We start from the raw sequence: 23,391 nt of genomic DNA, 5'->3' as shown, positions 1-23,391 counted from the left end.
GGCCACGCGGTGCGACGCTGGCGACCATCACCCCTGGTTGTAACAGCGCCATATCACCGCGCTGCGGGAAGTGTCTGAAAAGAAACAGCATGGCTACAAAAAACTTATATGATTTTCGCTTGGCAGTAGCTCCAGTGTGATGCTTTTCTAAAATGCATATTCCATGTCGTGAGACATGCGGAGCTCTGAAATGACGCTGCACTGCAGCAGGAGGCCCGGCGATGCACTACTATGCCTATGAGCTAGCCCACGCTGTCCTTTCTCCGATGCGCTTCGGCGTAAGCGGGCTGCGCAGTGCGCTCGACTGGCCGTTCAACCCGTTCGCCGCCACGCCCTACGGCAAACATCTCTCCGCCGCCTGCGAAGTGTTCGAGAACATCACGCGACGCTACGGCAAGCCCGCCTTCGGCCTCAAGACAACGCACGTCGGCGGTGTTGAGGTGTCTGTGCGCGAGCATGTTGTGGCATCGACCCCGTTTTGCAACCTGCTGCACTTCGAGCGTGAGGAAAACGCGCTCACCGGCCGCCGCTACGATCCGAAGGTGCTGATCGTGGCGCCGATGTCCGGCCACTATGCAACGCTGTTGCGTGGCACCGTGCAGGCGATGCTGCCCGAGCACGAGGTCTACATCACCGACTGGACCGATTGCCGTGACATTCCGCTGGCGATGGGCCGCTTCGATCTCGACGACTTCATCGACCATCTGGTCTCGTTCCTGCGCGTCATCGGCCCCGATACGCACATCATGGGCGTGTGTCAGCCCGCGGTGCCGACACTGGCCGCCGTTGCGCACATGGCGGCAACGGACGATCCGTGCCAGCCCGCATCGATGATCCTTATGGGCGGCCCCATCGACACGCGGCGCAACCCCACTGCTGTCAACAAGCTGGCTGAAGATCGCCCGATTGAGTGGTTCGAGAAGAACGTCATTTCCACGGTGCCATTCCCGCATGCAGGCTTCATGCGCCCCGTATATCCGGGCTTCATGCAGCTCACCGGGTTCATGACAATGAACCTTGAGCGCCACATGAATGCGCACGTCGATCTGTTCAAAAATCTCGTTCAGGGCGACTGCGACAGCGTCAAGCAGCACCAGACCTTCTACGACGAATACCTCTCGGTGATGGATCTGACTGCGGAGTTCTATCTGCAGACCGTAAAAACGGTGTTCCAGGATCATGCGCTGCCGCAAGGTACGATGATGCATCGGGATATGCGGGTCGACTGCTCAGAAATCCGCGACACCGCGCTGATGACTATCGAGGGTGAGCGCGACGACATCACCGGCATCGGCCAGACGCAGGCTGCGCACGACCTGTGCGAGAACATCCCCGACGACATGAAGCTGCATTACATGCAGGAGGGCGTCGGCCACTACGGCGTGTTCAACGGCACGCGCTGGCGGACGGAAATTCAGCCGCGCATTCGCGAATTTATCCGCACAGTTGAATATGAGCGCGGTTCAACGCCAACGGAGCGCACGGCCCGCCGCGTGCACCATCCGGCGCTTGCCGTTTCGCCGGTGTGATCGGCCCAGCCATGAAGCGCCTGAAACACGCAAACCTTGTGCGAGCGGCCATTATCCCGCTCGCTCTTTGCACGCTCACTGCCGCAGCCCACGCCAACAGCGTCTGGATGGTGAAGTCCGGCAACGTGCTGGCGTGCCATGAACGTCAGACTTTGATCGATGCCGACGAAGCGCCCGCAGACTCGCGGCGCGAAGATCAGGCGCCGGAAGGTTGCATCATCCTGTTTTCCGGCGAGCGCCTGCTGGAACAGCCAGAGTTCGGTTTGGGCTTCAACAAATATATGAAAGCCGAGCGCGAGGACGGCTCAGTCCTTTATGTGCGCGGCGCGGATGTCGTGCCTGATCCCGGTATCGGCGACGTCACCGACGACCGCTGATCCTCCAACAGAGCAGGATTTCTGCCCGCCCCGGCATGGGCGAATTTCACGCGACTCGAACCCATAAACAAACGGCGGCCCCGAAGGGCCGCCGTCTGCTCCGTCAGAAGACGGTGAAAGCGACATCAGATGATGTCGATCTCTGCGGGCATGTACGAGGTGACCTCAAGGCCAACTTCCTGCTCGCGTACTGCGGGCTTGGTCCAAACCTTCATGTGTATTCCTCCACTAGAGTCGAGCGCCCATTCGCCCGACCGCGGCGATTATGCAGCCATCAGACGGATAAGCGCCAATCGCTTTTAGTTGAAGGCCACATAAGCGTGGCTGATGCAGATTTGATCGCTTTATCCGCACCGGCGACTCCGCTCCGCGGAGCCAGCCGCCGCCGCCGGTGCGGAGGCACTAACCCGCGTTAATGCGCCGCTTCCCAGTTTCCGGCCGCCTTGGCGTCAACCCGGATCGGCACGGCGAGCTTCACCACCGGCAGCGCCGCGCCTTCCATCACCCGCTTCACCGTCGCCAATGTCGCCGGAACCTCGGCGTCCGCCACCTCGAACACGAGTTCGTCGTGCACCTGCAGCAGCATCTTCGCCGTCTTCAGGCCCGCTTCTTCCAGTGCCGTTGGCATGCGCGCCATTGCGCGGCGGATAATGTCGGCAGCCGAGCCCTGGATCGGCGCATTGATGGCCGCGCGCTCCAGAAAACCGCGCATCGACGGGTTCTTGGTGTTGATCTCCGGATAATGGATGCGGCGGCCGAAGATCGTCTCCACGAAACCCCGTTCATGCGCGACGCGCTTGGTCTCGTCCATGTAGGCGCGGATGCCGGGGAAGCGCTCGAAGTACGTCTTGATGTACGCGGCGGCTTCCTCGCGCGAGATGCCAAGCTGATTGGCGAGACCGAACGCGGAGATACCGTAAATGATGCCGAAGTTGATCGCCTTCGCACGGCGCCGCACTTCGCTCGGCATACCCTCCACCGGCACGCCGAACATCTCCGACGCCGTCATCGCGTGAATGTCGAGGCCGTCGTCAAACGCTTTGCGAAGCTGCGGGATGTCGGCAACGTGCGCCAGCACGCGCAGCTCGATCTGGCTGTAGTCAGCAGAGATAAGCTGCCTGCCCGCTTCAGCGATGAACGCAGTGCGGATCTCGCGGCCCTCGCGGGTGCGGATCGGAATGTTCTGCAGGTTGGGTTCGGATGAAGCCAGTCGCCCCGTCGTCGTCGCCGCCAGCGAATAGCTGGTATGGATGCGTTCGGTGCGCATGTGCACATAGCCCGGCAGCGCATCGGTGTAGGTGGAGCGTAGCTTCGTCAGCTGGCGCCACTCCAGCATCGTGTTGATCAGCCGGCGCGCATCGTCCGGCAGATCTTCATTCGCCGCCAGATCGTCCAGCAGCCCGGCGCGCGTTTCCCACTGGCCGCTCTTGGTGCGCTTGCCGCCCGGCAGTTGCAGCCGGTCGAATAGCAACTCGCCAAGCTGGCGTGGCGACGCGAGATTGAACTTGTGGCCGACGAGGCCGTTCACTTCTTCCTCAAGCCGCGCGCTTGCCTGCGCGAACGTCGATGACAGACGCGAAAGTATCCCGCCATCGACGCGGATGCCTTCACGCTCCATGCCCGCGATGACGGAAATGAGCGGACGCTCCAGCGTTTCATACACGGTGGCGACGCGCTCCGCCGCAAGGCGGGGCTTCAGCACCAGCCACAGACGCAGCGTCACGTCCGCATCTTCGGCCGCATATTCCGTCGCTTTATCGAGCGGCGCCTGCGCGAATGTACGCTCGGATTTTTTCTTGCCCGGCAGCGTCGCGACGACCTGATCGAACGTCATGCACACATGACCGAGATGGCGCAGCGCCAGATCATCCATGCCGTGCGAGCCCTTGCCCGCATCCAGCGCGTACGACATCAGCATCGTGTCGTCGATCGGCGTCACCGCGATGCCATGCTGCGCCAGCACGTTCAGATCGTATTTCACGTTCTGACCGATCTTCAGGATCGAGGCATCTTCCAGCAGCGGCTTCAGCAGCGCCAGCGCTTCAACGGTTGAAAGCTGCTCGATGCCGTCATGGCTGCCGAAATCGAAACTGTCGGCGCTGGCGCGATGGGCCAGCGGAATGTAACACGCCTCGCCCGGCGCAACCGCCAGCGACACACCCACAAGCTCCGCCTGCATCGGATCGAGCGAAGTCGTCTCGGTGTCGAACGCAACGCGTCCGGTTTCATAGGCGCGCGTCACCCACGCTTCCAGCTCTTCACGCGTCGTGATCGTCTTATACTTCGAGCGATCGAACGGAGCACGCGCTGCAGCGGCAAGCAGCTCCGCACCAGCAGCGGGCGATTCCGCAACCGGCGCATCTGCGTCGCCCGCCCCAGCAGAACCATCCGAAATCGCACTGGCTTTCCGCTTCGATGCAACCGTGCTGCCCACCGACACGGCAACCGGCGCGGGGGGCTCTGTGCCCAGCGCCTCGGCGATCCGCCGCGTCAGGGTGTTGAATTCCATCTCACGCAGGAAGCTCAACAGCGGCGCCGGATCAGGGTCCTGCACGCCCAGCGCGTCTGCGGAAATTAGATCCGGCACATCATCCTTCAGCCGCACCAGTTCGCGCGAGACACGCGCCTGATCGGCAAATTCCGTCAGCCGCTCACGTCGCTTGGGCTGTTTGATCTCGCTCGCGCGCTCCAGCAACGCATCGAGATCGCCATATTCGTTGATGAGCTCGGCCGCCGTCTTGATGCCAATGCCCGGCACACCCGGCACGTTGTCGACCGCGTCACCCGCAAGCGACTGCACATCCACCACCAACTCCGGCGGCACACCGAACTTCTCGACCACCTCATCCCGGCCCAGCTTCTTGTTCTTCATGGCGTCGAACATCACGACACCCGGCTGGATGAGTTGCATCAGATCCTTGTCGGATGAGACAATCGTAACATCGCCGCCGGCTGCAACCACCTGCCGCGTATAGGTTGCGATCAGGTCGTCGGCCTCGAAGCCTTCCATCTCAAGACACGCGACATTGAACGCGCGCACCGCATCGCGGATCAGCGGAAACTGCGGCACCAGCTCTTCCGGTGCGGGCGGACGGTTCGCCTTGTAGGCCTGATAGATCTCATTACGATAATTATCGCGCGAAGCGTCGAAGATCACCGCCAGATGAGTCGGTGCCTCGGCAGCCTTGGACTCGCGCAGCAGTTTCCAAAGCATGGCGCAGAAGCCATGCACGGCGCCGACCGGTAGCCCATCCGATGGACGCGTCAGCGGCGGCAGGGCGTGGAAAGCCCGGAAGATATAGCCCGAGCCATCGACGAGGTAGACATGGCTACCCTTGATAATCGGCGTCGGTTCGCCCGCAGGCACGCTGCATACTGCGGCCTTGGCGGCGTTGTTTTGCGGTTCGGTCATGGATCTGATCTTGAGCCCCGGCTTCAAGCGCCGACTATAGGGCCCCGGTCCTGCCGGGTCAGCCCGCGCGCACCACTCATATGGGGATGGCATGGGCCGAGATCCGCGCCCGCAACGCCATGTCGCACAGGCATTCTGACAAGCGAAGTCATTGCAAAACATGCGCAATATTTGCCCAACGCCGTCTTTGCTGCGGCCCGTGCAGGCTTTCGGCAACAGGTTCCGAAGGCGGAGCGGAGACGAAGAAGCGCACGCAAAACGGTCGGACCGGGGCGTCTGCGGGTTTGCCCGCACCCCGCGAATGCGCTATCAAGCGCGGTGTAAGCACCCGTAGCTCAGCTGGATAGAGTGCTGCCCTCCGAAGGCAGAGGTCATAGGTTCGAATCCTATCGGGTGCGCCAGTCGGCCATTTGACCGCAGCATAGCATCAATCAAATCGTGATCCGGAAGCCGGCCTTCGCTTCGCCGCAAGTGCGTCGCCAATGTAGTTTACAAGGAAATCTGTTTGGCGATATAGTTTCCATGTAAACTTACTTGAGGGACGATGCCTCGAAAGACTTCCGTGTCCGAACTGACCGATCACCTCGGCTATTGGCTGAGGCTGGTCTCCAATAATGTCTCGACTGCGTTCGCGCGCAGGCTGGAGGCGGAAGAGGTGACGGTTGCGGAGTGGGTTGTTTTGCGGGCGCTTTTCGATGTTGATGAACTTGCTCCCAGCAAGCTCGCGACCGTCATGAGTATGACGCGCGGAGCGATCAGCAAGCTCTCCGACAGATTACTGGCCAAGCGCCTGATCGAGAGGAGCGACAGCCTCGACGATGGCCGGGCTCACACGCTCCGGCTGTCGGTGAAAGGAAGGGCGCTTGTTCCCAGACTGGCGAGATTGGCCGACGCCAACGACGCATCGTTTTTCGGCGTGCTGAGCTCCGAAGAACAGGCGGCGCTACGGCGAGCTTTGGAAAAAATCGCCAAACGCCATGGCCTGAATGAGACCCCGGTTGATTGATCGGAATGACACTGACCAACCAGGAGGAGATTATGAATGAGCAACAGGCGACAACTGCCAAAGCATCCCTAGCCGCGGCATACGATGCGACGATGGATTTTCCTGCCATCGTCGGAGCGCTGGTCGCCGCAGGCTTTGAGGGATACACCGTCGATTATCGTCGCGAGGCATGCGTCTATTATCTTCCCAATGGCGACAGCATCGAACTCCCCTTGCCGCCCGATGATGAGACGGTGGCAGCCGAGTTTCTTGGCGAGACTGTCAAGGCGGCGATCCGCGAGGCCCAGAGCGGGGCAGCCGGTTATACCTACAAGGGATTTTGCCGGAAGGTGAAAGCCGCTGGTTGCGCCGGCTACATCGTCTCATTTTCCGGGCGCCGGGTGGTCTATTTTGGGCGCACGGCGGCGACTCATGTCGAGCACTTCCCGAACGCCGTATGACGAGGGAGGTGGGCAGCTTTTTAACCCCGGCTTCTTCCCAGAGCTGCCTGTAATCACGGCTCGGCGTGACACTCAAATAATGCGGACTTCATCGTCGGCAACCCCAACGCGCTGAACGAAGGCACCGCTGTCCATCGGGTCATCACCACGCCGCCACGTTAGCAGCTATCAACCAAGACTTCTAAATGCCTCCAGGGCTCGCTCCCGCGCCAGCCGATGATCGACGATGGGCGCCGGGTAATTGACGGCGGGGCTATCCATTCCAAGCAAGTCCTTCGGTGCCGCCTCCCAGGGGCGATGGATGATACTATTCGGCAGCTTTGCCAGCTCCGGCACCCAGCGGCGAACATAGGCGCCGTCCGGATCGAATTTTTCGCCTTGCAGCACGGGGTTGAAGATCCGGAAGAAGGGTGCCGCGTCGGCGCCTGATCCGGCGACCCATTGCCAGCTCGCAGCATTGTTCGCTGCATCGGCATCGACCAGCGTGTCCCAGAACCAAGCTTCGCCTTTCCGCCAATCGATCAGAAGGTCTTTGATCAGAAACGAGGCCACGACCATGCGCACACGGTTGTGCATCCAGCCCGTCGCCCATAGTTCGCGCATTCCGGCATCCACCAGCGGATAGCCGGTCATGCCCCGTTGCCATGCCTTGAGCGCGTCGCGGTCGTCGCGCCACGGCATGTTATCGAACTTGGGCTGGAGATTGCGCTCAGCCATATCCGGGTTGTGATAGAGAAGATGGTAGGAAAATTCGCGCCAGCCGAGTTCGGATTGAAACTTCTCGAATGCGCGTTCGACCGATCCCGATCCCATCGCCTGTGCTGCAACAGCGTGCCAGACCTGGCGAACGGAAATGTTGCCGAAGCGCAGATGAGGAGAAAGCCGGGATGTAGCAGGCCGGTCAGGTCGATCCTCAGCAGCGGCGTAGCTTGAGAACCCTTCTTCCAGGAACTCATCCAGGCGTTTTTGTGCGCCCCCTTCGCCACGTTGCCAGTTCGCGCGCAGCCCCTTTGCCCAGTCCGGCGCTGTCGGCTCGAGATGGAGGTCGGTGAGCTTGGTTCTTCTAGGCTCGCTTACGCCGACTCGGCTGAAAAAGTCCGGTCGGGACGGCGCCGGCAAAGGTGACCCGGGCTCGCCGCCAGCCAACGCGGCGCGCCAGAATGCCGAGAAGACGCGAAAAGGAGTGTTGCCCTTAGTGGCGACTGTCCAAGGTTCGTAAAGCAGATGGCCATTGTAGCTTTTCGCCTCAATGCCTGAAGCCTTCAGCTTTGACTTGATGTCCTCGTCAACTTTACGCTCCGCCGCGCCGTATCTCCGGTTCCAGAAGACGGAATGCGCCTGGAAGACTTCGGCGAGATGAGGAATCAATTCGGCTGCGGAGCCGGAGAACAGGAGAAGCTCGCCGCCCATGGCGCGCAAGGCGCGGTCAAGTTCCAGCAATGATCCGTGCAACCACCAGCGGGCGGCGCCGCCAAGCGGCCTGATGGCATCGTCTGTCTGGTGAACGAACAGGCATATGAGAGGCCGCCCCGATTGTGCTGCAGCGTGAAGCGCAGGATTGTCAGCAAGGCGAAGATCGTCGCGAAACCAGACGATGATCGGATCAACACAATCGCTGCTGTCGTGATCCTTGGCCAAGCACTTCCCTCGTCAGCAAAACGTTGAGACGCCCGATCTTGAATTTAAGCAGCGCCGCAAATGTTACCGACGCCGCCAGAGGAACGAGGCAGGCGGCAGCGACGCTGTCCAATTGCCATCGTGATCAGGAGCACGATCCATTGCGGCAGAAATGCCGCCTGCCATTTCATGCCACCTCTCGCCTTTCTACGCGAGATCGATTCGCGTCGATCACGCGCGCAGAGCCCCGGTGGCAGCGCGTTCTGCGGCCGCCTGCATATTGCCCCCTGCCACCAGCATCCACAATTTTACGCAGCGGACGAAGACGCTGCTTTCCAAAACAAATTTTTCCAAGGGGTCAGCGGGGCAAACTTAGCCCCAACTATGGTTGGCCCCTCCCATCGACTCCAATCGAGAATCGCCAGCGTTTGGGCATGGTCCACTGACGGATGAATTTTGGAGACACAGATGCGTCGGCAATTTGCTTTAGTTGTTATCGCTGCTTGCTCAATGGCCGCCACACAGGTGGCCAGCGCCGACGGTTATCAGCCATCTTACAGCGCTCCTGCGCTTGTGGAAGTTTCCCGATGGACGGGCTTTTACGCCAACGCCGGCATCGGATACGGCATGTGGAGCGCATCGACCACCACGCATGACGGCGGTCGCTGCGTATCGTGCGCCAAGACGGATCACTCCGGCAAAGGCTGGCTGGGGCAGGTCGGCCTGGGATACGATTATCAGTTCTCAAACCGTATCGTCGGTGGCGTGCTGTTCAACTACGCCTTTTCCGACATACAGGGCCGCACCAACGACGCGGTATTCACCACTGCAAAGACCAGCAACGATTCAACATGGGCCGTCGGTGCACGCCTTGGCTGGCTGATGACGCCTGACGTTCTGAATTACTGGAGCGTTGGTTACACGCACACGCACTTCGACGGCGCTCCGCTGCATAACAGCTACACGGGCGATCAACTGCCGGGCGCGCAATTGCACGGCTACAGCGCCGGCGGCTGGTTCATCGGCGGCGGCTTGGAAGTTGCGATGCGTGACGGCTGGTTCTGGCGCACCGAAGCGCGCTTTGCCGACTACGGCAAGAAGGCACGCTTGGAAACTGGCATCAGCCCGGTGTTCGAATTGCAGTTCGATCCGGTTATCGGCACAGCCACCAGCGAGATCGTCTACAAGTTCGACTGGGGCCGCTGATCTACCGCCCGACGAAGCATCAAGCAAATCGGGGAGCCTTCGCAGGCTCCCCTCTTTGTTGCCCGCAGCATCAAACGCTCAGCTGCCGTGGCGGAATAGGCCGCGCACACCTTCCATCCAGATAACGAGAATAAGCGCCATGGCGCCCAGCGCGACGAAGCCTGTTGCCAAGGGGACGATTGATCCGTCGAAAGCATGACCGATCACCGCGCCCGCTGCCGCTCCAGCCGCAGTCGACAGGAAGCCGACGATGGAAGATGCCATGCCGGCGTTGTCGCCCTGCGGTTCCATCGCCAATGCATTGAAGTTTGGCGCTACCAGTCCAAACAGAAAGAACAGCGCCGCCATCATCACCGCGAACACCACGATATCGGCAACACCAAACTTCGCCAACGCAAGTAGCACAAGCGCCAGCAGCGTGAAGCCGACCAGCGCCGAGTGAGAAACACGGCGCATGCCGAGACTCTCGACCCATCTGGCGTTGACAAGCGATGCCGTGCCGATTGCCAAGGCGATGGCACCGAACGCCAGCGGAAATGCTGCGCCGAGTTGGTAGATGTCGACGAATATCTGCTGCGCCGAAGCAACGTATGCCAGCACGCAGCCAAAAATAAGCCCGCTGGCGAGCGCGTATCCGAAGGTCTGCCGGTCTTCCAGCACCATCCGGATCGAGCGGCCGAAGGGCACTGGCTCTTCCATCAGAGGTGCCGATTCCGGCAGTCTCAGCGCGGCCCACAACGCGACAACGGCGCCCGCAGCTAACAGCAGGTCGAAAATATTACGCCATGAGCCGACCGTCAGAACGCCTTGCCCCATTCCAGGCGCCAGCACGGGAATGATGATGAACAATGCCATCGCGAACGACATGACGCGCGCCATCTCTCGGCCGGAGAACCGGTCACGCACGATCGCGATTGCAAGCACGCGCGGCGCGGCGGCGCCCAACCCCTGAACCAGACGCGCCAGCAGCAACAGCGTGAAGCCGGACGCGAACGAGGCGGCTAACGACCCCACTACGAAAACGCCCATACCGACCATCAGCACAGGCTTACGTCCGTAGCGGTCGGACAGGCGGCCATACACAAGCTGGCCAACCGCAAACCCCAGCATGTAGATGATGACGATATCCTGCCGCGTGTTTGGATCCGTAACGCCCAGCGCGTCGCCGATCTGCGGCAAGGCCGGCAGCATCACATCCACCGCCATCGCCGTCAGCGACATCATCACCGCGATCAGAGCGATAAATTCCCCGACAGAAATTCCGTCGGTTGCAGTTGCGCCAAGCTTTGCGGGGGTGTCGGTGGCTGTGGCTGAAGCTGGGGGAGCGGACTTAAGCGGCTTCATCAAAAGACTGCTTTCGTTTTTTGTGGTTCTGCAGCGATGCTGGAACAGGCCGCAGAGGCGTGAACTGGGGGCATGGCGCGCCTGCAAAGCCACGGCTTATCCGGCTGCTGCGCCAACCAGATTGCATATCGTCCATTCGCGCCGATATCCCGCCCCTATATGGTGCGCAAAATGCAGTCTCCAAGTTGGCCCAATTAACCATTTATGCCTGGCCGACATAAAAGCCCAATAAATGGGCAACCGAGCTGCAACAGATGTTTCACATTAGCCAACGCCAATTAAAAAGATCCGCGCACGAAGGATCTTCGCGAGTTATACTTTCACCGTTGCAATCTAAAAAGATTCGGAGCTTCGCTACCGTGCTCGCCAGCCATTTTCGCGCCCCTGCCGCCAGATCAATCCTCAGCTCAGCGCCGTCCAAGACGCCCCGGCTGCCAAGGCTCGTTTTAGCTGGGTTGTCGATAGCCGCAGTCTCCTTGGTGACAGCTGCGCCACAGCCGGCAGCCGCGCAGCAAGGGTTCGGCAATCTCTTCAGCTATAACCAGCCCGCGAAAAAGCGTGTCGTCCGCAAAAGCGCACCCCTGCGGCCTCACAGGCGGCTCCAGCAGAAGCCAGCAAGCCCGCCAACGAAACCAAAGGCACCGTCTACGCTGTCGTTTCGCTGCCTGATCAACACATCACCGTGTATGACGCCACCGGCCGCATCGCCCAATCGCGCATTTCAAGCGGCAAGGCCGGCAAGCGTACGCCAACGGGCGTGTTCAGCGTCATCGGCAAAAAGCGCTTCCACCGCTCCAACCTTTATTCCGGCGCGCCGATGCCGTGGATGCAGCGCATCACGTGGTCCGGCATTGCCCTGCACGCAGGCGTCATCCCCGGTTATCCGGCTTCGCACGGCTGCATCCGATTGCCGAACGCGTTTGCGCCAAAGTTGTATTCGCTCACCGACATGGGTGCGCGCATCATCGTGAGCCCGGGCGACGTCAAGCCCGAGCCGATCACCCACTCAATCCTGCCAGCGCCCAAGATGCAGTTGGCCCCCACCGCTGCCCAGCAGGCCGCAGCTCCGGAAAAGGCTGCCGTTGAGCTGGCCAGCAGCGATGCCTCAGACGCAGCAAATGCAACCGCAGCGGCAGCCGCAGCCGAGCCCGCTTTGACGCCCGGTGGCAACGCCCATCAGCAGCCCACGTTGCTCAACCCTATCGCCTATGCCGCGGCCCTGAAGAAACAGGCTGAGGCTGAAAGATCGGCGGCCGACGCAACCAGCAAGGCTGCGCTGGAGACCGCACAGAAAACCGGCGCTGAGGCGCGGGCAGCTACGGACGCAGTGTCAAACGCCGAAGCTGCGCTGAAGCAGGCCGAAGAAAAGCTTGCCGCCGCTTCGCAGGAGGACGGCGCCAAGGCACCGGAAACCACCGCTTCCACAGGTGCAGCAACTGCGCCGGCACCTGAGCTTGTGGCCGATGTGGACAAGGCCCGCGCGGCGCTGGAGCAAGCGCGCACCTTAGACGCGCAGAAATCTCAGGCCGCCTTTGAGGCTGTCGAGGTTTACAAGCGCGCTGACGAAGCAGCGAAGGATGCGGCCGAGCGTGTCTCAGAGGCCGAGCGGCGCCGGAAACAGGTCTCGGTGTTTGTTTCTAAGAAGGAAGGCAAGATTTTCGTTCGCCAGGATTGGAAGGCTGTCTGGGAAGCGCCCATCACGATCCGCGATCCGGAGCGCCTTCTGGGCACCCACATCTATACCGCTGTCGATGTCGAGACGGACGGCTCCAAGGTTCATTGGACCGCCATCTCCATGCCGCCGGAAACCGCCAAGTCAAAACAACCAGCCCGTCGCGGCAGCAAGAGCTCCAAGGCTGAAGCAAGCGAGCCTTCAGCAGCATTCACCCCCGAGACCGCAACCGGCGCACTCGATCGCATTGAAATGCCGGAAGGAGCCAGGGAACTGATCGGCGAACTGCTTTGGACCGGCGGATCGCTGATCGTGTCGGATCACCCGCGCAGCTATGAAATGGGCGAGTACACCGATTTCATCGTGCTGACCCGTTAATCGCACGGCCATATTTGAAGCCAACACCGGGCCGCGCACTTTTAGTAGCGCGCAGCCTGTACGCACGCGGCTTTGAGTTGCTCCGGCATTGAATGGAGCGCGGGCTCAGGTTTCTTCTGGCGTGGCCAAATTCTGAGCGCTCGTCGAGCTGCCGAGCGATTGCCCCGATTAAAAATCAGCTCACTGATTTGGTTACCATAGCCCTTCCACTCGACATGTCTCGGCTAACGCGACGTTAGCCCTTGGCCGCTTACCCTCCAGCCAACCAAAAAGCAGCCTTGGGTTTATGCTGTGCCGATATTCAGCAAACTTCCCCGGCCGGCCTTCGCCTCGGCGCCTGAAGGTCTGCACAGCCGGGAGCGCCTCAACGATTACCCGGATGCAAGCATGCCCATGCTTGAGGCGCTGGTGTGCGAGGTGCATTCCTCCGCACTGCTGACGGCAACCATCGCCAGTGCCATCAACGCTATGAAGCGCACCCACGGCGGTCTCGGTGAGGCTGAGCTGCGGCCCTACATTCCGGGCGAGCCGGCAATCGTTTCGGTGTTGCGAAACGGCATGCTGGAGACAGACCTCAACGCCGACACCGTCCGTCTCGTCATTCAGCTGTTCGACGATCTCACCCCTGCGCGCCTGGCGCTTGAGCACTATTTCTCCGAGGCCAACGCCATCGGCGCGGAACGGGCCGTCACGCTTAATCTGCTGACGCTTTCCACCAGTTGGCGGCGTTCGTGCCAGGATGCTCTGCTGGCCGTCCGGCAGTTGCAATCCGACATTCACCGTCTGCCTGCGCAATACACCAGCAACTCAAAGCTGCTGAACAATCTGCTGCAGGATGCAATCATGGGTGGCTCGCCGTGCCTTGATGCGCGTGGCGCTATCGCACTGCCCGAACTGCCCCAGCGCCGTCAGTCGGCTCGCCGAACGGTGTGCCAGCCCTGCACCCTGACGTACAACCGCCAGCAAAGTCAGGCGTTCGTGCGCGACGTCTCGCCCGGCGGCTTCGGCCTTGAGCGCGTACCTCAGCTTATCCCTACGACTATAGTACAAATCGAGCTGCCAAGCGGACGCCGGTTCACTGGCTCCGTAGCCTGGTGCAGCGGCAGTTCTGCCGGTGTCCGCTTCTCGCGACCGCTGCTGCCCAACGACCCGCTTCTTTCCGGCGGCTGAACCACTCCCCCCACGCCCCGCCCGCCGAAGAATTTGCCGCGCCCTCCGCGCTGTGGCACTTTCTGTCGCAAGCAGCGCCCAACAAAGAAGGCGCGGCGGAGGAAAATGATCGACCCGGCTTTAACAAACGTCACGCAAAGCACCTGCGGGGTGCGGGTTGCGGCAAGCGCCTTGCCGTCAACGCGTGATGCCGTGCTTGAAGCGCGCGCAGCGCTTGGCCCCGGCGACTATCAGCACATCATCGCTTTCTTCGGCATCGACCATGATGCCGAAGCGCTGTCGCAGTCACTCACCGCAGCTTTTCCCGGCGTCTCGGTCTGCGGCTGTTCTACCGCGGGTGAAATCGGCCCCAGCGGCATGATGCAAGGCGCGCTGATACTGATCGCATTTCCGCATAAGGGCTTTCGCATCCATAGCGAGCTCCTCACCGACATCGCACACTTCGGTGTCGAGCGTGCAACCCAGGCGGTGCGCGAGATCAAATCGCGCTTCTCGCCCGGCACAGAACGCCTGTCGCGCGACACCACGTTCGCGCTGCTGCTGGTCGACGGACTTTCCAACGCCGAGGAAAACATCGTCGCTGCCATCAACTGGGCGCTGGATGATGTCGAGCTGATCGGCGGTTCTGCGGGCGACGGCATCTGCTTCCACCGCACGGCGCTGATCCATAACGGCCGCGTCGAACAGCGCTCCGCAGTGCTGATGCTTGTCGAGACTGATTATCCCTTCCGCGTATTCAAGACGCAGAACTTCGAGCCCACCGGCACCAAGCTGGTCGTCACCGGTGCCGACAGCGAGAACCGCATTGTACATGAGTTGAATGCCGAACCCGCCGCGCGTGAATATGCCGCTGCGATCGGCATCCGCACTGACGACCTCGGCCCGTTCAGTTTTGCCTCGCATCCGCTCGTCGTAAAGGTTGGCGGCGACTATTACTGCCGCTCGATACGCAACATGAATCCGGACGGCAGCCTGTCGTTCTTCTGCGCTATCGACGAAGGTCTAGTATTCACGGTCGCCCGGCCGCGCGACATTCTCAGTGCTACCGAAGCGGCGTTGAGTGAGCTCGATCAGGCGCTCGGTGGTGTCGATCTGGTTGTCGGTTTCGACTGCATCCTGCGCCGACTTGACGCTGAATCCCGGCAGATCCGACATCAGATGGATGCATTGTACAGGAAGTATGGCGTTACCGGTTTCCATACCTATGGTGAGCAGTTCAACGCCATGCATCTCAATCAAACGTTGACCGGCATTGCGTTCGGGCAGCGCGTGGTCCCCTCGGAGGCCTGATAGATGGCTTCTCTTTTTGAGAACGATCCGCATGGATCGAATCCTCATGACCTCGAACGCCGCATTGTCAAACTGCAGAAAATCAACGCCGCGCTCATCGAGCGCGTTGAGCGTTCGATGGATCAGCAGGGCAGCGCCTATTCGCTTTTCCAGACCGCTATCGCGCTGGAAAGTCAGGTTCGGCTGCGCACTGAAGAATTGACCAGCACGCTCGCGCGGCTGGAGCGCACGAACGATGAACTGAGCGCGGCGCGCGATGCGTCCGAACAGGCGAACCGTTTCAAAACCCGCTTTTTCACCGCAGTCGGCCACGACCTGCTGCAGCCGCTGCACGCTGCGCGCCTTTCCGCCAGCGCGCTTGCTGAAGCGGAAAGCTCACCGGCACAGCGCGTCATCGCCGAGCGCATCGAGCACGCGCTGACAACCATCGAGCAGTTGCTGAAATCGATCCTGGATATTTCCAAGCTGGAAGCGGGCGTCATCACGCCGGCGTTGCGGCCAGTCGCGCTGGATGAAGTTTTCGCTGCGCTTTGCGTCGATCTCGATCCGCAGGCAAAGGCCAAGGGGCTGTCGCTGTCCTATCGCCCCTGCGATCTCAACGTTGTTTCCGATCCGCTCATGCTTCGGCGCATCGTGCAAAATCTCACCGCCAATGCCGTGCAGTACACCGCCAAGGGACGCGTGCGCCTGCTGGCCCGCCGCCGCGGCGGACAGGTGCGCATTGAAGTGTGGGACACCGGCCCCGGCATCGGCGAAGCGGATCGCAAAACCATCTTTGAAGAATTTCAGCGCGGCTCCGCCACCGATCGGCCGTCGATCGGCGGCTTTGGACTTGGGCTGTCGATCGTGCAGCGCATGGCCGAAGCGCTTGGCCACCAGCTTGAGCTGTGCTCGCGCGTTGGCCATGGCACCCGCTTTTCCGTTTCCGCGCCTTATGTGAACCGGCCGATGCTGGCCGCGCATTCGTCATCCGCTGCCGTCAACGCTTCAAATACAGCCGTTGCTCTCGGCGGGGCTGAGCTGGTCGGCGCCAAAGTTGCAGTCATCGACAACGACCCCGGCGTGCTGGAAGCCATGCATGCGCTGGTCGAGCGATGGGGCTGTGAGGTGATTTCAGCGCGCAGCCTTGTCGAGCTGCAGAAAGCATCAGCGCCGCACCGTCACGATATCATCCTCGCCGACTACCATCTCGACGATCAGCGCACCGGCCTTGATGCCGTGCGCGCACTGCGGGCTGCATCGGGGCGCGAGATCCCCGCCATTGTCATCACTGCTGATCACACCGAGGGCATCGCCAACGCGGCGCGCAGCTTCAATTGCGAGCTGATGCTGAAACCGGCCAAACCCGCCAAGCTGCGCGCGCTGATGGTGCACCTGCTGTCAGGCGCATCCCATTTCAACATCAGCTGAGCTAACCGCGCTGGCTTGGCTCCGCATCGCGCTCACCGCGCGACAACACCAGCTTACTCGTCGCGTGCACTGCTGAGAATGGAATCGAAATCGATCTTCGATGCTTCGATAACCGCCTGCGTGCGCGATGACACTTTCAGCTTGCGCAATATTTCCGATACGTGCGCCTTCACCGTCGTTTCCCCGACGCCAAGATCATAGGCGATCTGCTTGTTCAGCAGCCCCTGACGCAACATGTGCAGCACGCGCACCTGTTGCGGCGTCAGCGTTGCAATGCGCGTGGCCAGTTCGCTGGCATCCGACCCGGCAGCGGCGGGCGGCTGATAGCCCTTCGGCACCACGACTGCGCCGTCCATCACATCCTGCAGCGCCCGCGCCAGATCACCGCCCCGGGTCGACTTTGAAATGAAGCCCGCCACGCCGCACTGAAGCACCTCGTGAATGATGCGCGCATCTTCCAGCGCCGACACCACAACGATTGGAACCTTGGGATAGCGGGTGCGCAGTTCAATCACCCCTTCAAGCCCGCGCGTATCCGGCATCGACAGATCCAGCAGCACCAGATCAAAACCGCTTTCCTCATCCAGCACCGCGCGAGCTGTTTCGATAGAAACGGCCTTCGAAATCGCCGCATCTGAAAATGCGTTCTGGATCACCAGTTCCAGCGCTTCGACGAACAGCGGATGGTCATCGACGATGAGAATGTTGGTCGGCACGGGTAGGCTCCTGGATGGCCGCGTTGAGGCCGCAGGTGGCGAATTATCGCGAGGCTCCCCCCAACAATCCGCAATGCGACACGCGCAGTGTAAATCGTTTCAAAAATACCACTGCACCGGCTTTAGGCCACCCCCTTTGCCTGCTCCTTAAGTTGCATTGCCCCACTGCCGCGGTTGCCGGATCGAAACTCCCTCTCCTGTAAGGTGCGGGGTGGTTACTGGCCGCGGACACCCCTCACCGGCCGGCCGCCACTTGACCGGGCACGCGATAGGGGCAATCTGCGCCCGACTCCGTGCCGTAAACGGCCCAAAGCCATGCAGAAGGACTGAACCGCGCCGATGGCCGGATCCATCAAGAACAGTTTGCGACTGGCCCGCGCCGGTCTGGTGCTGGCCCAGCATGGGGTGCGCTTTGTGCCCGCTGGCATGCCGGTGCCGCTGCCGCTGCGCCTTGCCAGCGCGCTCACCGCTCCGATCGGATGGCTGGCCGCCCCCCGTCTGCCGCGCGAAAAGCGCCTTTCAAGCGCCCTGACCAGCCTCGGCCCCAGCTATATCAAGCTCGGCCAGTTCCTGGCCACGCGGGCCGATGTCATCGGTCCCGAACTCGCCGGCGAGCTTTCCGGCCTGCAAGACAACCTGCCCCCATTTTCAATGGCTGAGGCGCGCCGCGCCATCGAGGAATCCCTCGGCGGCCGGGTCGAAGATCATTTCGCCGAATTCGGCCCGCCGGTCGCCGCCGCCTCCATCGCGCAGGTGCACAGGGCCGCCGTGATCGACGCCAACGGCCAGCGCCGGGAAGTTGCCGTCAAAATTCTGCGTCCCGGCATCGAGCGCCGCTTCAAGCGCGACCTTGAAACCTTCTATTTCGCCGCCAGCCAGATCGAGCGCTGGCACGCGCCGTCGCGGCGGCTGAAGCCGGTTGCTGTGGTCGACATGCTCAAGAGCTCGACAGAGCTTGAGATGGATTTGCGGCTTGAGGCGGCGGCCATTTCGGAGATGGCGGAGAATACCGCCAACGATCACGATTTCCGCGTGCCGCAGGTAGACTGGCAGCGCACCACGCGCCGCGTGCTTACCGTCGAATGGATCGACGGCATCAAGCTATCCGATCACAAAGCCATTGCCGCATCCGACATCGACCGCAAGGCGCTTGGCCTCACGGTAATGCGGTCGTTCCTGAAGCACGCGATGCGCGACGGCTTCTTCCACGCCGACATGCATCAGGGCAATCTGTTCGTCGACGATCGCGGCCGCCTGGTCGCCGTCGATTTCGGCATCATGGGCCGGCTCGGCACCAAAGAACGCCGCTTCCTCGCCGAGATCCTCTACGGCCTCATCACCCGTGACTACAGACGCGCTGCCGCCGTGCATTTCTGGGCCGGTTACGTGCCGTCGCACTATCCGGTCGAAGTCTTCGCCCAGGCGCTGCGCGCAATCGGCGAGCCGATCCATGGACGCACCGCCAGCGACATATCGATGGCCGACCTACTCGGGCAGTTGTTCGCCTACACTGAAGTGTTCGACATGCAGACGCGGCCGGAACTGATCCTGCTGCAGAAAACCATGGTGGTTGTGGAGGGCGTTGCGCGCGGGCTCGATCCGGAGCTCAACATGTGGGTCGCGGCCGAGCCGGTGGCCAAGGAGTGGATCGAAAGCAACCTCGGCGCCATGGGCCGCCTGCGCGAAGCTGGCGAGGGTGCATCCGTAATCGGCAACATATTGGCCGACCTGCCGGATCTGCTGACGCAGGGCCAGCAGACCGCACTGGCACTGGCCGACATGACCCGCGATGGCCTGCGGCTCGCGCCCGATACCGTCCGCGCATTGGCGGCAGAGGAAGCACGCCGCAACCGTTGGACACGCTTGGCGTTGTGGATCGGCGCCATCAGCCTCGCCGCGCTTGCCATCGGCCAGCTCAGCCACTAACGCTGGAGGCGATAACGGCGGCCGCAGACTTGGCCGCTGCGGGTGCAGACAGCGACAGGCCCCATGAAATACAAGATCGATCCGGCAAAATTCTCGACCTTCCTCACCAGTTGCGGTCGGTTCGATCTGCTCGGCGAAACAATCACCTCTTTCCAGCGCCACTTCGAAGTTGATCGCATTCTCGTTGCGGAGGATTCCGAAGACAGCGCCACCGCCGCGCAATTTGCGCAGGCCTATCCAGTGGCCGATGTCCGCGTAAACCTGCCCAAGCTGGGCCAGATGCGCTCCATCGATGCCCATTACGCAACGCTATCGACGCCCTACGTCGTGCACCTCGAAGACGACTGGGGCTTCACCCGCAGCATCGACCTCGACAGCGTCACGCGCTTTTTGGAAGCGCGGCAGGACATTGCTGTCGTCTGCATCGCCCACCGCATTTATGATCCGCGCTTTTCCAAGGGCGCGCGGCAGGAGTCCTTCGAAGGCATCGACTACTTGGTCTGGGATACCGACGCACATCCGAAGTGGTTTTCCTATTCGTTCAATCCATCGGTCGCGCGGATGTCGCTGTGGCGCGAAGTCGGCCCGTTCGCCAAGTTCGTGACGGAAGAAAACCTCAGCCTGTTCCTGAAGCAGCGCGGCATGCGCATCGCAATGGTAGTGCCCGGCATCGCCGATCACATCGGCGACGATCGTCACGCGCACGATCCCTTCCAGCCCAAGCGCGCCAAGACATTACTTGCCCGCCTGAAGCGCTCGATTGCCAAGCGCCTGCCATTCAAACGCAATGACCAACAGTCGGGCTGATGGCATGGGCTTGAGCTGCTGCATCATTACCCACAACGAAGCCGATCGCATCGAACGCTGTATCGAAGCTGTTCGCGGCATCGTCGACGAAGTCATCATCGTCGATTCCGGCTCGATAGACGACACGCTCGCCAAGGCCGAAGCCATGGGCGCGCGCATATTCCATAACGATTGGGTGGGATACGGTCCGCAGAAACGTTTCGCGGAGGATTGCGCCCAGTATGACTGGATCCTCAACCTCGACGCCGATGAGATCGTAACGCCGGAGCTTGCGGCGGAAATCACCGCGCTGATGCAAATCCCGGAAGCTGATCGTCTGCCCGCATACAGGTTCCGTCAGGTAACAGTCTATCCCGGCAAGGAACGCCCGCGTCTGTGGGCAGACTATCATAACTACATCCGGCTTTACGACCGCAGCAAAGTACGTTTCCGCAATAGCCTGGTGCACGACACCGTCGACGCCGGCTCACACCCAGTTGGCCAATTGAAAGGCATTGCGCTGCATTATTCGTGGCGCAGCCTGAAACATGTTCGCGACAAGCTGGAACGCTACACCGATCTGCAAGCGAAAGAGCTGAAGAAGCCGCGCTGGTATGCCTACGCACGGCTGCCGTTTGAATATCCGGTGCTGTTCTTCCGCTATTATATTCTGCGCAGCAATGTCACCGGCGGTCTCACCGGCCTGCGCATCACCCATGAGATTGCGCGCGCCCGAACACGCAGGCTGCTCAAGATCGCTCGCAGTCCGAGATAATTCGCACTCACTACTCACGCTACGCAGGCAGACTTGCGCCGTGCGCATCCGGCGCGAGCGATGCGCTGCACACGCAGTCGAAGCTCAATCCAGCGTCAACGCAATGTTGTATTGGGTGCGCAGGTGCTGGCGATAGCCAAGTGACAGACACAGATCGCGCCACTGATCGGTAAAAATGTGCTCGCCAACAATTGCTTTGGGCCAGAGCGAGCGCGGCGCGTCGCGAAAGAACGGCAACAACACGCTGTCTTCCATACCTTCGATATCAATCTTGAGACATTCAATGCTCGTGAGCTTTTGCCGTTGCACCGCATTGAGAAGCGTGTTGCAGGCAACCGCGTGTCCGTCGATATCCGTCACCCCCTCGCGATCGCAAAGCCCCATCTCCATCACGGTGACACGGTCTTGCAAATCGTTCAGCGCCACGTTCTCCTGCAGCAACGCGGCGTGATGCGGCATCGGTTCGAACGCAAAAATGCGCGCCTCCCGGCAGTGCGCTGCGACGAAGAATGAGTAGAAGCCCGAGTTAGCGCCGATATCCACAAACACGCCGCCGTTCGACAGCCGATGCCGAATGAATTCACGCTCTTTGGCGTCGTACCAGTATGGCGTCATCAGCATGATGCGCGATGATCCGGTCAACGGATCGAGTATCAGGTTGAGCCCGTGGTACTTGTAGACGACTCTTTCCCCGCCCAACTGGCGTACAAGACGCCCGCCGTATTTCCTGATCGCGCCATTTCCGAAGCCAAGTCGGCGCGAAAATTCGATGATTGCTTTCTGCCCGAGTGTGGGTGCTGACATTCCTAGGGATTGATGCACATGCCCCTCGCTCTCGAATTGATAAACCCTCAGGGTAGGAACCAATTTCGAGTAGCGCGCCGCGCGCATCTTTCCAACACACCAACCCTTGCGAGTGGTGCGTTATCGACAAGTAACTCCAGGGGACACCAGCTGCGCATGTCTTGTTGGGGAAACCAAGCAACGCCATACCGCTTCAGCAGCGCTCACTGCAGCGCCAACGTAAGCCATTAGACGAACAGCGCGAAGCTCGGCATCAACCGAGTTCCGCGCTGCAAATCCAGCCTGCAATGTTTCACCGCCGAGCGAGCTCACCGGCTCGAAAATATTTCCCGACGCTCTGGCAAGACCGACAAAATCAGATCTCGCCCTTCAGGCCACGCTCGAAATACTTGTGAACGATCTTGTCCTGGTTCTCGAGTAGCCAATCGATTGACGGCTGATTGTTCATGGCCTTGTGAATCGCCTGGGCCGTCGCCTTACGATGGATATCAAACAGGATCTTGTGATCCAGATCCTTCACGTCGACGATGCCCGGATTCAGCCACAGCGACACGATGATACCGAGGTCGTTCGCCTTTTCCTTCGGAATGTCGCCAGCTCGCACGCTGTCGAGAACACCCATCGCAGTTGCATACTGCACGGTGCCCATCAAAATGTTGGTGTAGCGCTCGTCGGTCACCGTCACTTTGCTCACGCAGATTGTAGCGGGCCGGATCATCACGTCGGTATTCAGCAGCGCAAGAACGCGCGAATGCCCGACAACCTGATTGCCCAGCAGGTTCGCGAAGGCCGTTCCAAGTGGTCCATCGAGTTCACCAATTGCAACTTCCGGCTCAGCGGCCGTGCCTGGCGGGCCACCGGCCACAAGACTTTCACCCACTCTCAAGACAATGCGTTCGCTGCTCATTTCCGTGTAAGTCCTCACGTTGCTGTTTGCAGCGCGGACTATGACGGCCGTCACGGCTGTCATCAACGGCAGTGCGTTTCATCTTCCCGGAGCGGGATGTAAAAAGCGGATTTGCCGCAATGTGTTCCGCCTCCACTGGCCAAGGGCGACTGGCCATACGCTACGGCGAAGTTCCAACCCTTCGCCACCCGAGACGATCAGCTGACTGCGCTGCCGGACAGCTACGGCGCCATCTCGCAGAGCCGAAATTCCTGATCATCGATGAGATCTGCTACCTGCCGTTCGGACGCTGCGCGATAGCATGGGCTTGTCCGAACCCATTCGAAACCGACATCAACGCCGGGGATGGCATTCCTGCATGTTGGCTTGCTTCCCAGCGGATATGCCGCAACGCCGTGCCGCTGCTGGAGGTCTGGGGCGTTGGCCTGCACACGGCGGCGGAGTTTGCGCCGACTGCATCTGGTGCGCGGCCTCGCGCTGGCCCTTGTGGCCTGGCGGTGCGGTTGGCGCCAGCGCCACCCCCGCGGCCCCAACCCCGCGGCCTCAACCGCGCGCACTGGGGCGGCCCACACCGGCGGGCTTCCCCGGTTGGGCATTTTCCCTGCGCTGACGGGACGGTTGGTTGA

Annotated in this window: 18 protein-coding genes, 1 tRNA gene and 1 pseudogene; 13 read left to right on the top strand and 7 right to left on the bottom strand. The window is 61.1% G+C overall.

Annotated elements, in window-relative coordinates:
• Window positions 1-221: 221 nt before the first annotated feature.
• Entirely contained in the window at window positions 222-1,529 is a 1,308-nt protein-coding gene (gene phaZ, locus QEZ49_RS08660; protein WP_280386051.1) for a polyhydroxyalkanoate depolymerase, read from the top strand.
• An 11-nt stretch (window positions 1,530-1,540) separates the two neighbouring features.
• Window positions 1,541-1,906, top strand: coding sequence for a hypothetical protein (locus QEZ49_RS08655; RefSeq protein ID WP_280386049.1), 366 nt, complete (start codon window positions 1,541-1,543; stop codon window positions 1,904-1,906).
• Between the two features lie 125 nt (window positions 1,907-2,031).
• Here the strand turns inward: QEZ49_RS08655 and pqqA are convergent, their stop codons facing one another.
• Both pqqA and polA read right to left on the bottom strand, forming a co-directional pair.
• The gene (gene pqqA, locus QEZ49_RS08650; RefSeq protein WP_068459450.1) at window positions 2,032-2,121 is read right to left on the bottom strand and encodes a pyrroloquinoline quinone precursor peptide PqqA; all 90 of its coding nucleotides are present in this window, start codon (window positions 2,119-2,121) and stop codon (window positions 2,032-2,034) included.
• A gap of 197 nt (window positions 2,122-2,318) precedes the next feature.
• Window positions 2,319-5,318 (bottom strand): DNA polymerase I, encoded by a 3,000-nt coding sequence (gene polA / locus QEZ49_RS08645; RefSeq protein WP_280386048.1) that lies wholly within the window; start codon window positions 5,316-5,318, stop codon window positions 2,319-2,321.
• 324 nt (window positions 5,319-5,642) lie between these two features.
• On the opposite strand from polA, the gene QEZ49_RS08640 reads away from it, so the two are divergent.
• From QEZ49_RS08640 to QEZ49_RS08630, 3 genes are all read left to right on the top strand, one after another.
• Window positions 5,643-5,719 (top strand) — tRNA-Arg (locus QEZ49_RS08640).
• Window positions 5,720-5,880: 161 nt separating this feature from the next.
• Window positions 5,881-6,324 (top strand): MarR family transcriptional regulator, encoded by a 444-nt coding sequence (locus QEZ49_RS08635; protein ID WP_348534802.1) that lies wholly within the window; start codon window positions 5,881-5,883, stop codon window positions 6,322-6,324.
• A gap of 5 nt (window positions 6,325-6,329) precedes the next feature.
• The gene (locus QEZ49_RS08630; RefSeq protein ID WP_348534801.1) at window positions 6,330-6,764 is read left to right on the top strand and encodes a DUF1398 family protein; all 435 of its coding nucleotides are present in this window, start codon (window positions 6,330-6,332) and stop codon (window positions 6,762-6,764) included.
• Window positions 6,765-6,932: 168 nt separating this feature from the next.
• On the opposite strand, the gene QEZ49_RS08625 is transcribed toward QEZ49_RS08630, so the two are convergent.
• Window positions 6,933-8,402, bottom strand: a complete 1,470-nt coding sequence (locus QEZ49_RS08625) for a deoxyribodipyrimidine photo-lyase (RefSeq protein ID WP_280386046.1) — start codon at window positions 8,400-8,402, stop codon at window positions 6,933-6,935.
• A 447-nt stretch (window positions 8,403-8,849) separates the two neighbouring features.
• Between QEZ49_RS08625 and QEZ49_RS08620 the strand changes: the two genes are divergently transcribed.
• A complete protein-coding gene (locus QEZ49_RS08620; RefSeq protein ID WP_280386044.1) occupies window positions 8,850-9,587 on the top strand; it encodes an outer membrane beta-barrel protein in 738 nt (245 codons plus the stop codon).
• Between the two features lie 78 nt (window positions 9,588-9,665).
• Here the strand turns inward: QEZ49_RS08620 and QEZ49_RS08615 are convergent, their stop codons facing one another.
• Window positions 9,666-10,931, bottom strand: a complete 1,266-nt coding sequence (locus QEZ49_RS08615; protein WP_280386042.1) for a multidrug effflux MFS transporter — start codon at window positions 10,929-10,931, stop codon at window positions 9,666-9,668.
• Window positions 10,932-11,559: 628 nt separating this feature from the next.
• On the opposite strand from QEZ49_RS08615, the pseudogene QEZ49_RS08610 reads away from it, so the two are divergent.
• From QEZ49_RS08610 to QEZ49_RS08595, 4 genes and pseudogenes are all read left to right on the top strand, one after another.
• A pseudogene (locus QEZ49_RS08610) lies at window positions 11,560-12,981 on the top strand (L,D-transpeptidase family protein); the annotation flags it as partial.
• A gap of 387 nt (window positions 12,982-13,368) precedes the next feature.
• Window positions 13,369-14,151 (top strand): PilZ domain-containing protein, encoded by a 783-nt coding sequence (locus QEZ49_RS08605; RefSeq protein WP_280386040.1) that lies wholly within the window; start codon window positions 13,369-13,371, stop codon window positions 14,149-14,151.
• 171 nt (window positions 14,152-14,322) lie between these two features.
• A complete protein-coding gene (locus tag QEZ49_RS08600) occupies window positions 14,323-15,441 on the top strand; it encodes an FIST N-terminal domain-containing protein (RefSeq protein ID WP_280386038.1) in 1,119 nt (372 codons plus the stop codon).
• Window positions 15,442-15,444: 3 nt separating this feature from the next.
• Complete coding sequence (locus QEZ49_RS08595; protein ID WP_280386036.1) at window positions 15,445-16,851, top strand: hybrid sensor histidine kinase/response regulator; 1,407 nt, start codon at window positions 15,445-15,447, stop codon at window positions 16,849-16,851.
• Window positions 16,852-16,904: 53 nt separating this feature from the next.
• Here QEZ49_RS08595 and QEZ49_RS08590 read toward each other — a convergent pair whose 3' ends face one another.
• Window positions 16,905-17,567, bottom strand: a complete 663-nt coding sequence (locus QEZ49_RS08590; RefSeq protein WP_280386034.1) for a response regulator transcription factor — start codon at window positions 17,565-17,567, stop codon at window positions 16,905-16,907.
• Between the two features lie 339 nt (window positions 17,568-17,906).
• Here QEZ49_RS08590 and ubiB point away from each other — a divergent pair, with 339 nt between their 5' ends.
• The 3 genes from ubiB to QEZ49_RS08575 all read left to right on the top strand — a co-directional run bounded on the left by ubiB (window position 17,907) and on the right by QEZ49_RS08575 (window position 21,054).
• On the top strand, window positions 17,907-19,493 hold the full coding sequence (ubiB, locus tag QEZ49_RS08585; RefSeq protein WP_280386032.1) for a 2-polyprenylphenol 6-hydroxylase: 1,587 nt from the start codon (window positions 17,907-17,909) through the stop codon (window positions 19,491-19,493).
• 63 nt (window positions 19,494-19,556) lie between these two features.
• Entirely contained in the window at window positions 19,557-20,300 is a 744-nt protein-coding gene (locus tag QEZ49_RS08580; protein WP_280386030.1) for a hypothetical protein, read from the top strand.
• Complete coding sequence (locus tag QEZ49_RS08575; RefSeq protein WP_280386028.1) at window positions 20,281-21,054, top strand: glycosyltransferase family 2 protein; 774 nt, start codon at window positions 20,281-20,283, stop codon at window positions 21,052-21,054. Before QEZ49_RS08580 ends, QEZ49_RS08575 begins: the two co-directional genes overlap by 20 nt.
• Before the next feature lie 84 nt (window positions 21,055-21,138).
• Here the strand turns inward: QEZ49_RS08575 and QEZ49_RS08570 are convergent, their stop codons facing one another.
• Window positions 21,139-21,945 carry an FkbM family methyltransferase gene (locus QEZ49_RS08570; RefSeq protein ID WP_280386026.1) on the bottom strand — a complete coding sequence of 269 codons (807 nt, stop codon included), beginning with the start codon at window positions 21,943-21,945 and terminating at the stop codon, window positions 21,139-21,141.
• Between the two features lie 268 nt (window positions 21,946-22,213).
• A complete protein-coding gene (locus QEZ49_RS08565) occupies window positions 22,214-22,765 on the bottom strand; it encodes a formaldehyde-activating enzyme (RefSeq protein WP_280386024.1) in 552 nt (183 codons plus the stop codon).
• Between the last annotated feature and the right edge of the window lie 626 nt (window positions 22,766-23,391).

Origin of the sequence: Hyphomicrobium sp. D-2 (genome assembly GCF_029872155.1) — a bacterium.
Taxonomy (GTDB): Bacteria; Pseudomonadota; Alphaproteobacteria; order Rhizobiales; family Hyphomicrobiaceae; genus Hyphomicrobium_A.
Note: the sequence above shows the minus strand (reverse complement) of the source record. Positions and strands in the feature narration are given on the sequence as shown.

What these genes read in the sequence shown, in the direction of transcription:
- phaZ (WP_280386051.1), top strand. Translation starts at nt 222, where the DNA reads ATGCACTACTATGCCTATGAGCTAGCCCACGCTGTCCTTTCTCCGATG.
- QEZ49_RS08655 (WP_280386049.1), top strand. Translation starts at nt 1,541, where the DNA reads ATGAAGCGCCTGAAACACGCAAACCTTGTGCGAGCGGCCATTATCCCG.
- pqqA (WP_068459450.1), bottom strand. Translation starts at nt 2,121, where the DNA reads ATGAAGGTTTGGACCAAGCCCGCAGTACGCGAGCAGGAAGTTGGCCTT.
- polA (WP_280386048.1), bottom strand. Translation starts at nt 5,318, where the DNA reads ATGACCGAACCGCAAAACAACGCCGCCAAGGCCGCAGTATGCAGCGTG.
- QEZ49_RS08630 (WP_348534801.1), top strand. Translation starts at nt 6,330, where the DNA reads ATGACACTGACCAACCAGGAGGAGATTATGAATGAGCAACAGGCGACA.
- QEZ49_RS08620 (WP_280386044.1), top strand. Translation starts at nt 8,850, where the DNA reads ATGCGTCGGCAATTTGCTTTAGTTGTTATCGCTGCTTGCTCAATGGCC.
- QEZ49_RS08615 (WP_280386042.1), bottom strand. Translation starts at nt 10,931, where the DNA reads ATGAAGCCGCTTAAGTCCGCTCCCCCAGCTTCAGCCACAGCCACCGAC.
- QEZ49_RS08605 (WP_280386040.1), top strand. Translation starts at nt 13,369, where the DNA reads ATGCCCATGCTTGAGGCGCTGGTGTGCGAGGTGCATTCCTCCGCACTG.
- QEZ49_RS08595 (WP_280386036.1), top strand. Translation starts at nt 15,445, where the DNA reads ATGGCTTCTCTTTTTGAGAACGATCCGCATGGATCGAATCCTCATGAC.
- ubiB (WP_280386032.1), top strand. Translation starts at nt 17,907, where the DNA reads ATGGCCGGATCCATCAAGAACAGTTTGCGACTGGCCCGCGCCGGTCTG.
- QEZ49_RS08580 (WP_280386030.1), top strand. Translation starts at nt 19,557, where the DNA reads ATGAAATACAAGATCGATCCGGCAAAATTCTCGACCTTCCTCACCAGT.
- QEZ49_RS08575 (WP_280386028.1), top strand. Translation starts at nt 20,281, where the DNA reads ATGACCAACAGTCGGGCTGATGGCATGGGCTTGAGCTGCTGCATCATT.
- QEZ49_RS08570 (WP_280386026.1), bottom strand. Translation starts at nt 21,945, where the DNA reads ATGCGCGCGGCGCGCTACTCGAAATTGGTTCCTACCCTGAGGGTTTAT.
- QEZ49_RS08565 (WP_280386024.1), bottom strand. Translation starts at nt 22,765, where the DNA reads ATGAGCAGCGAACGCATTGTCTTGAGAGTGGGTGAAAGTCTTGTGGCC.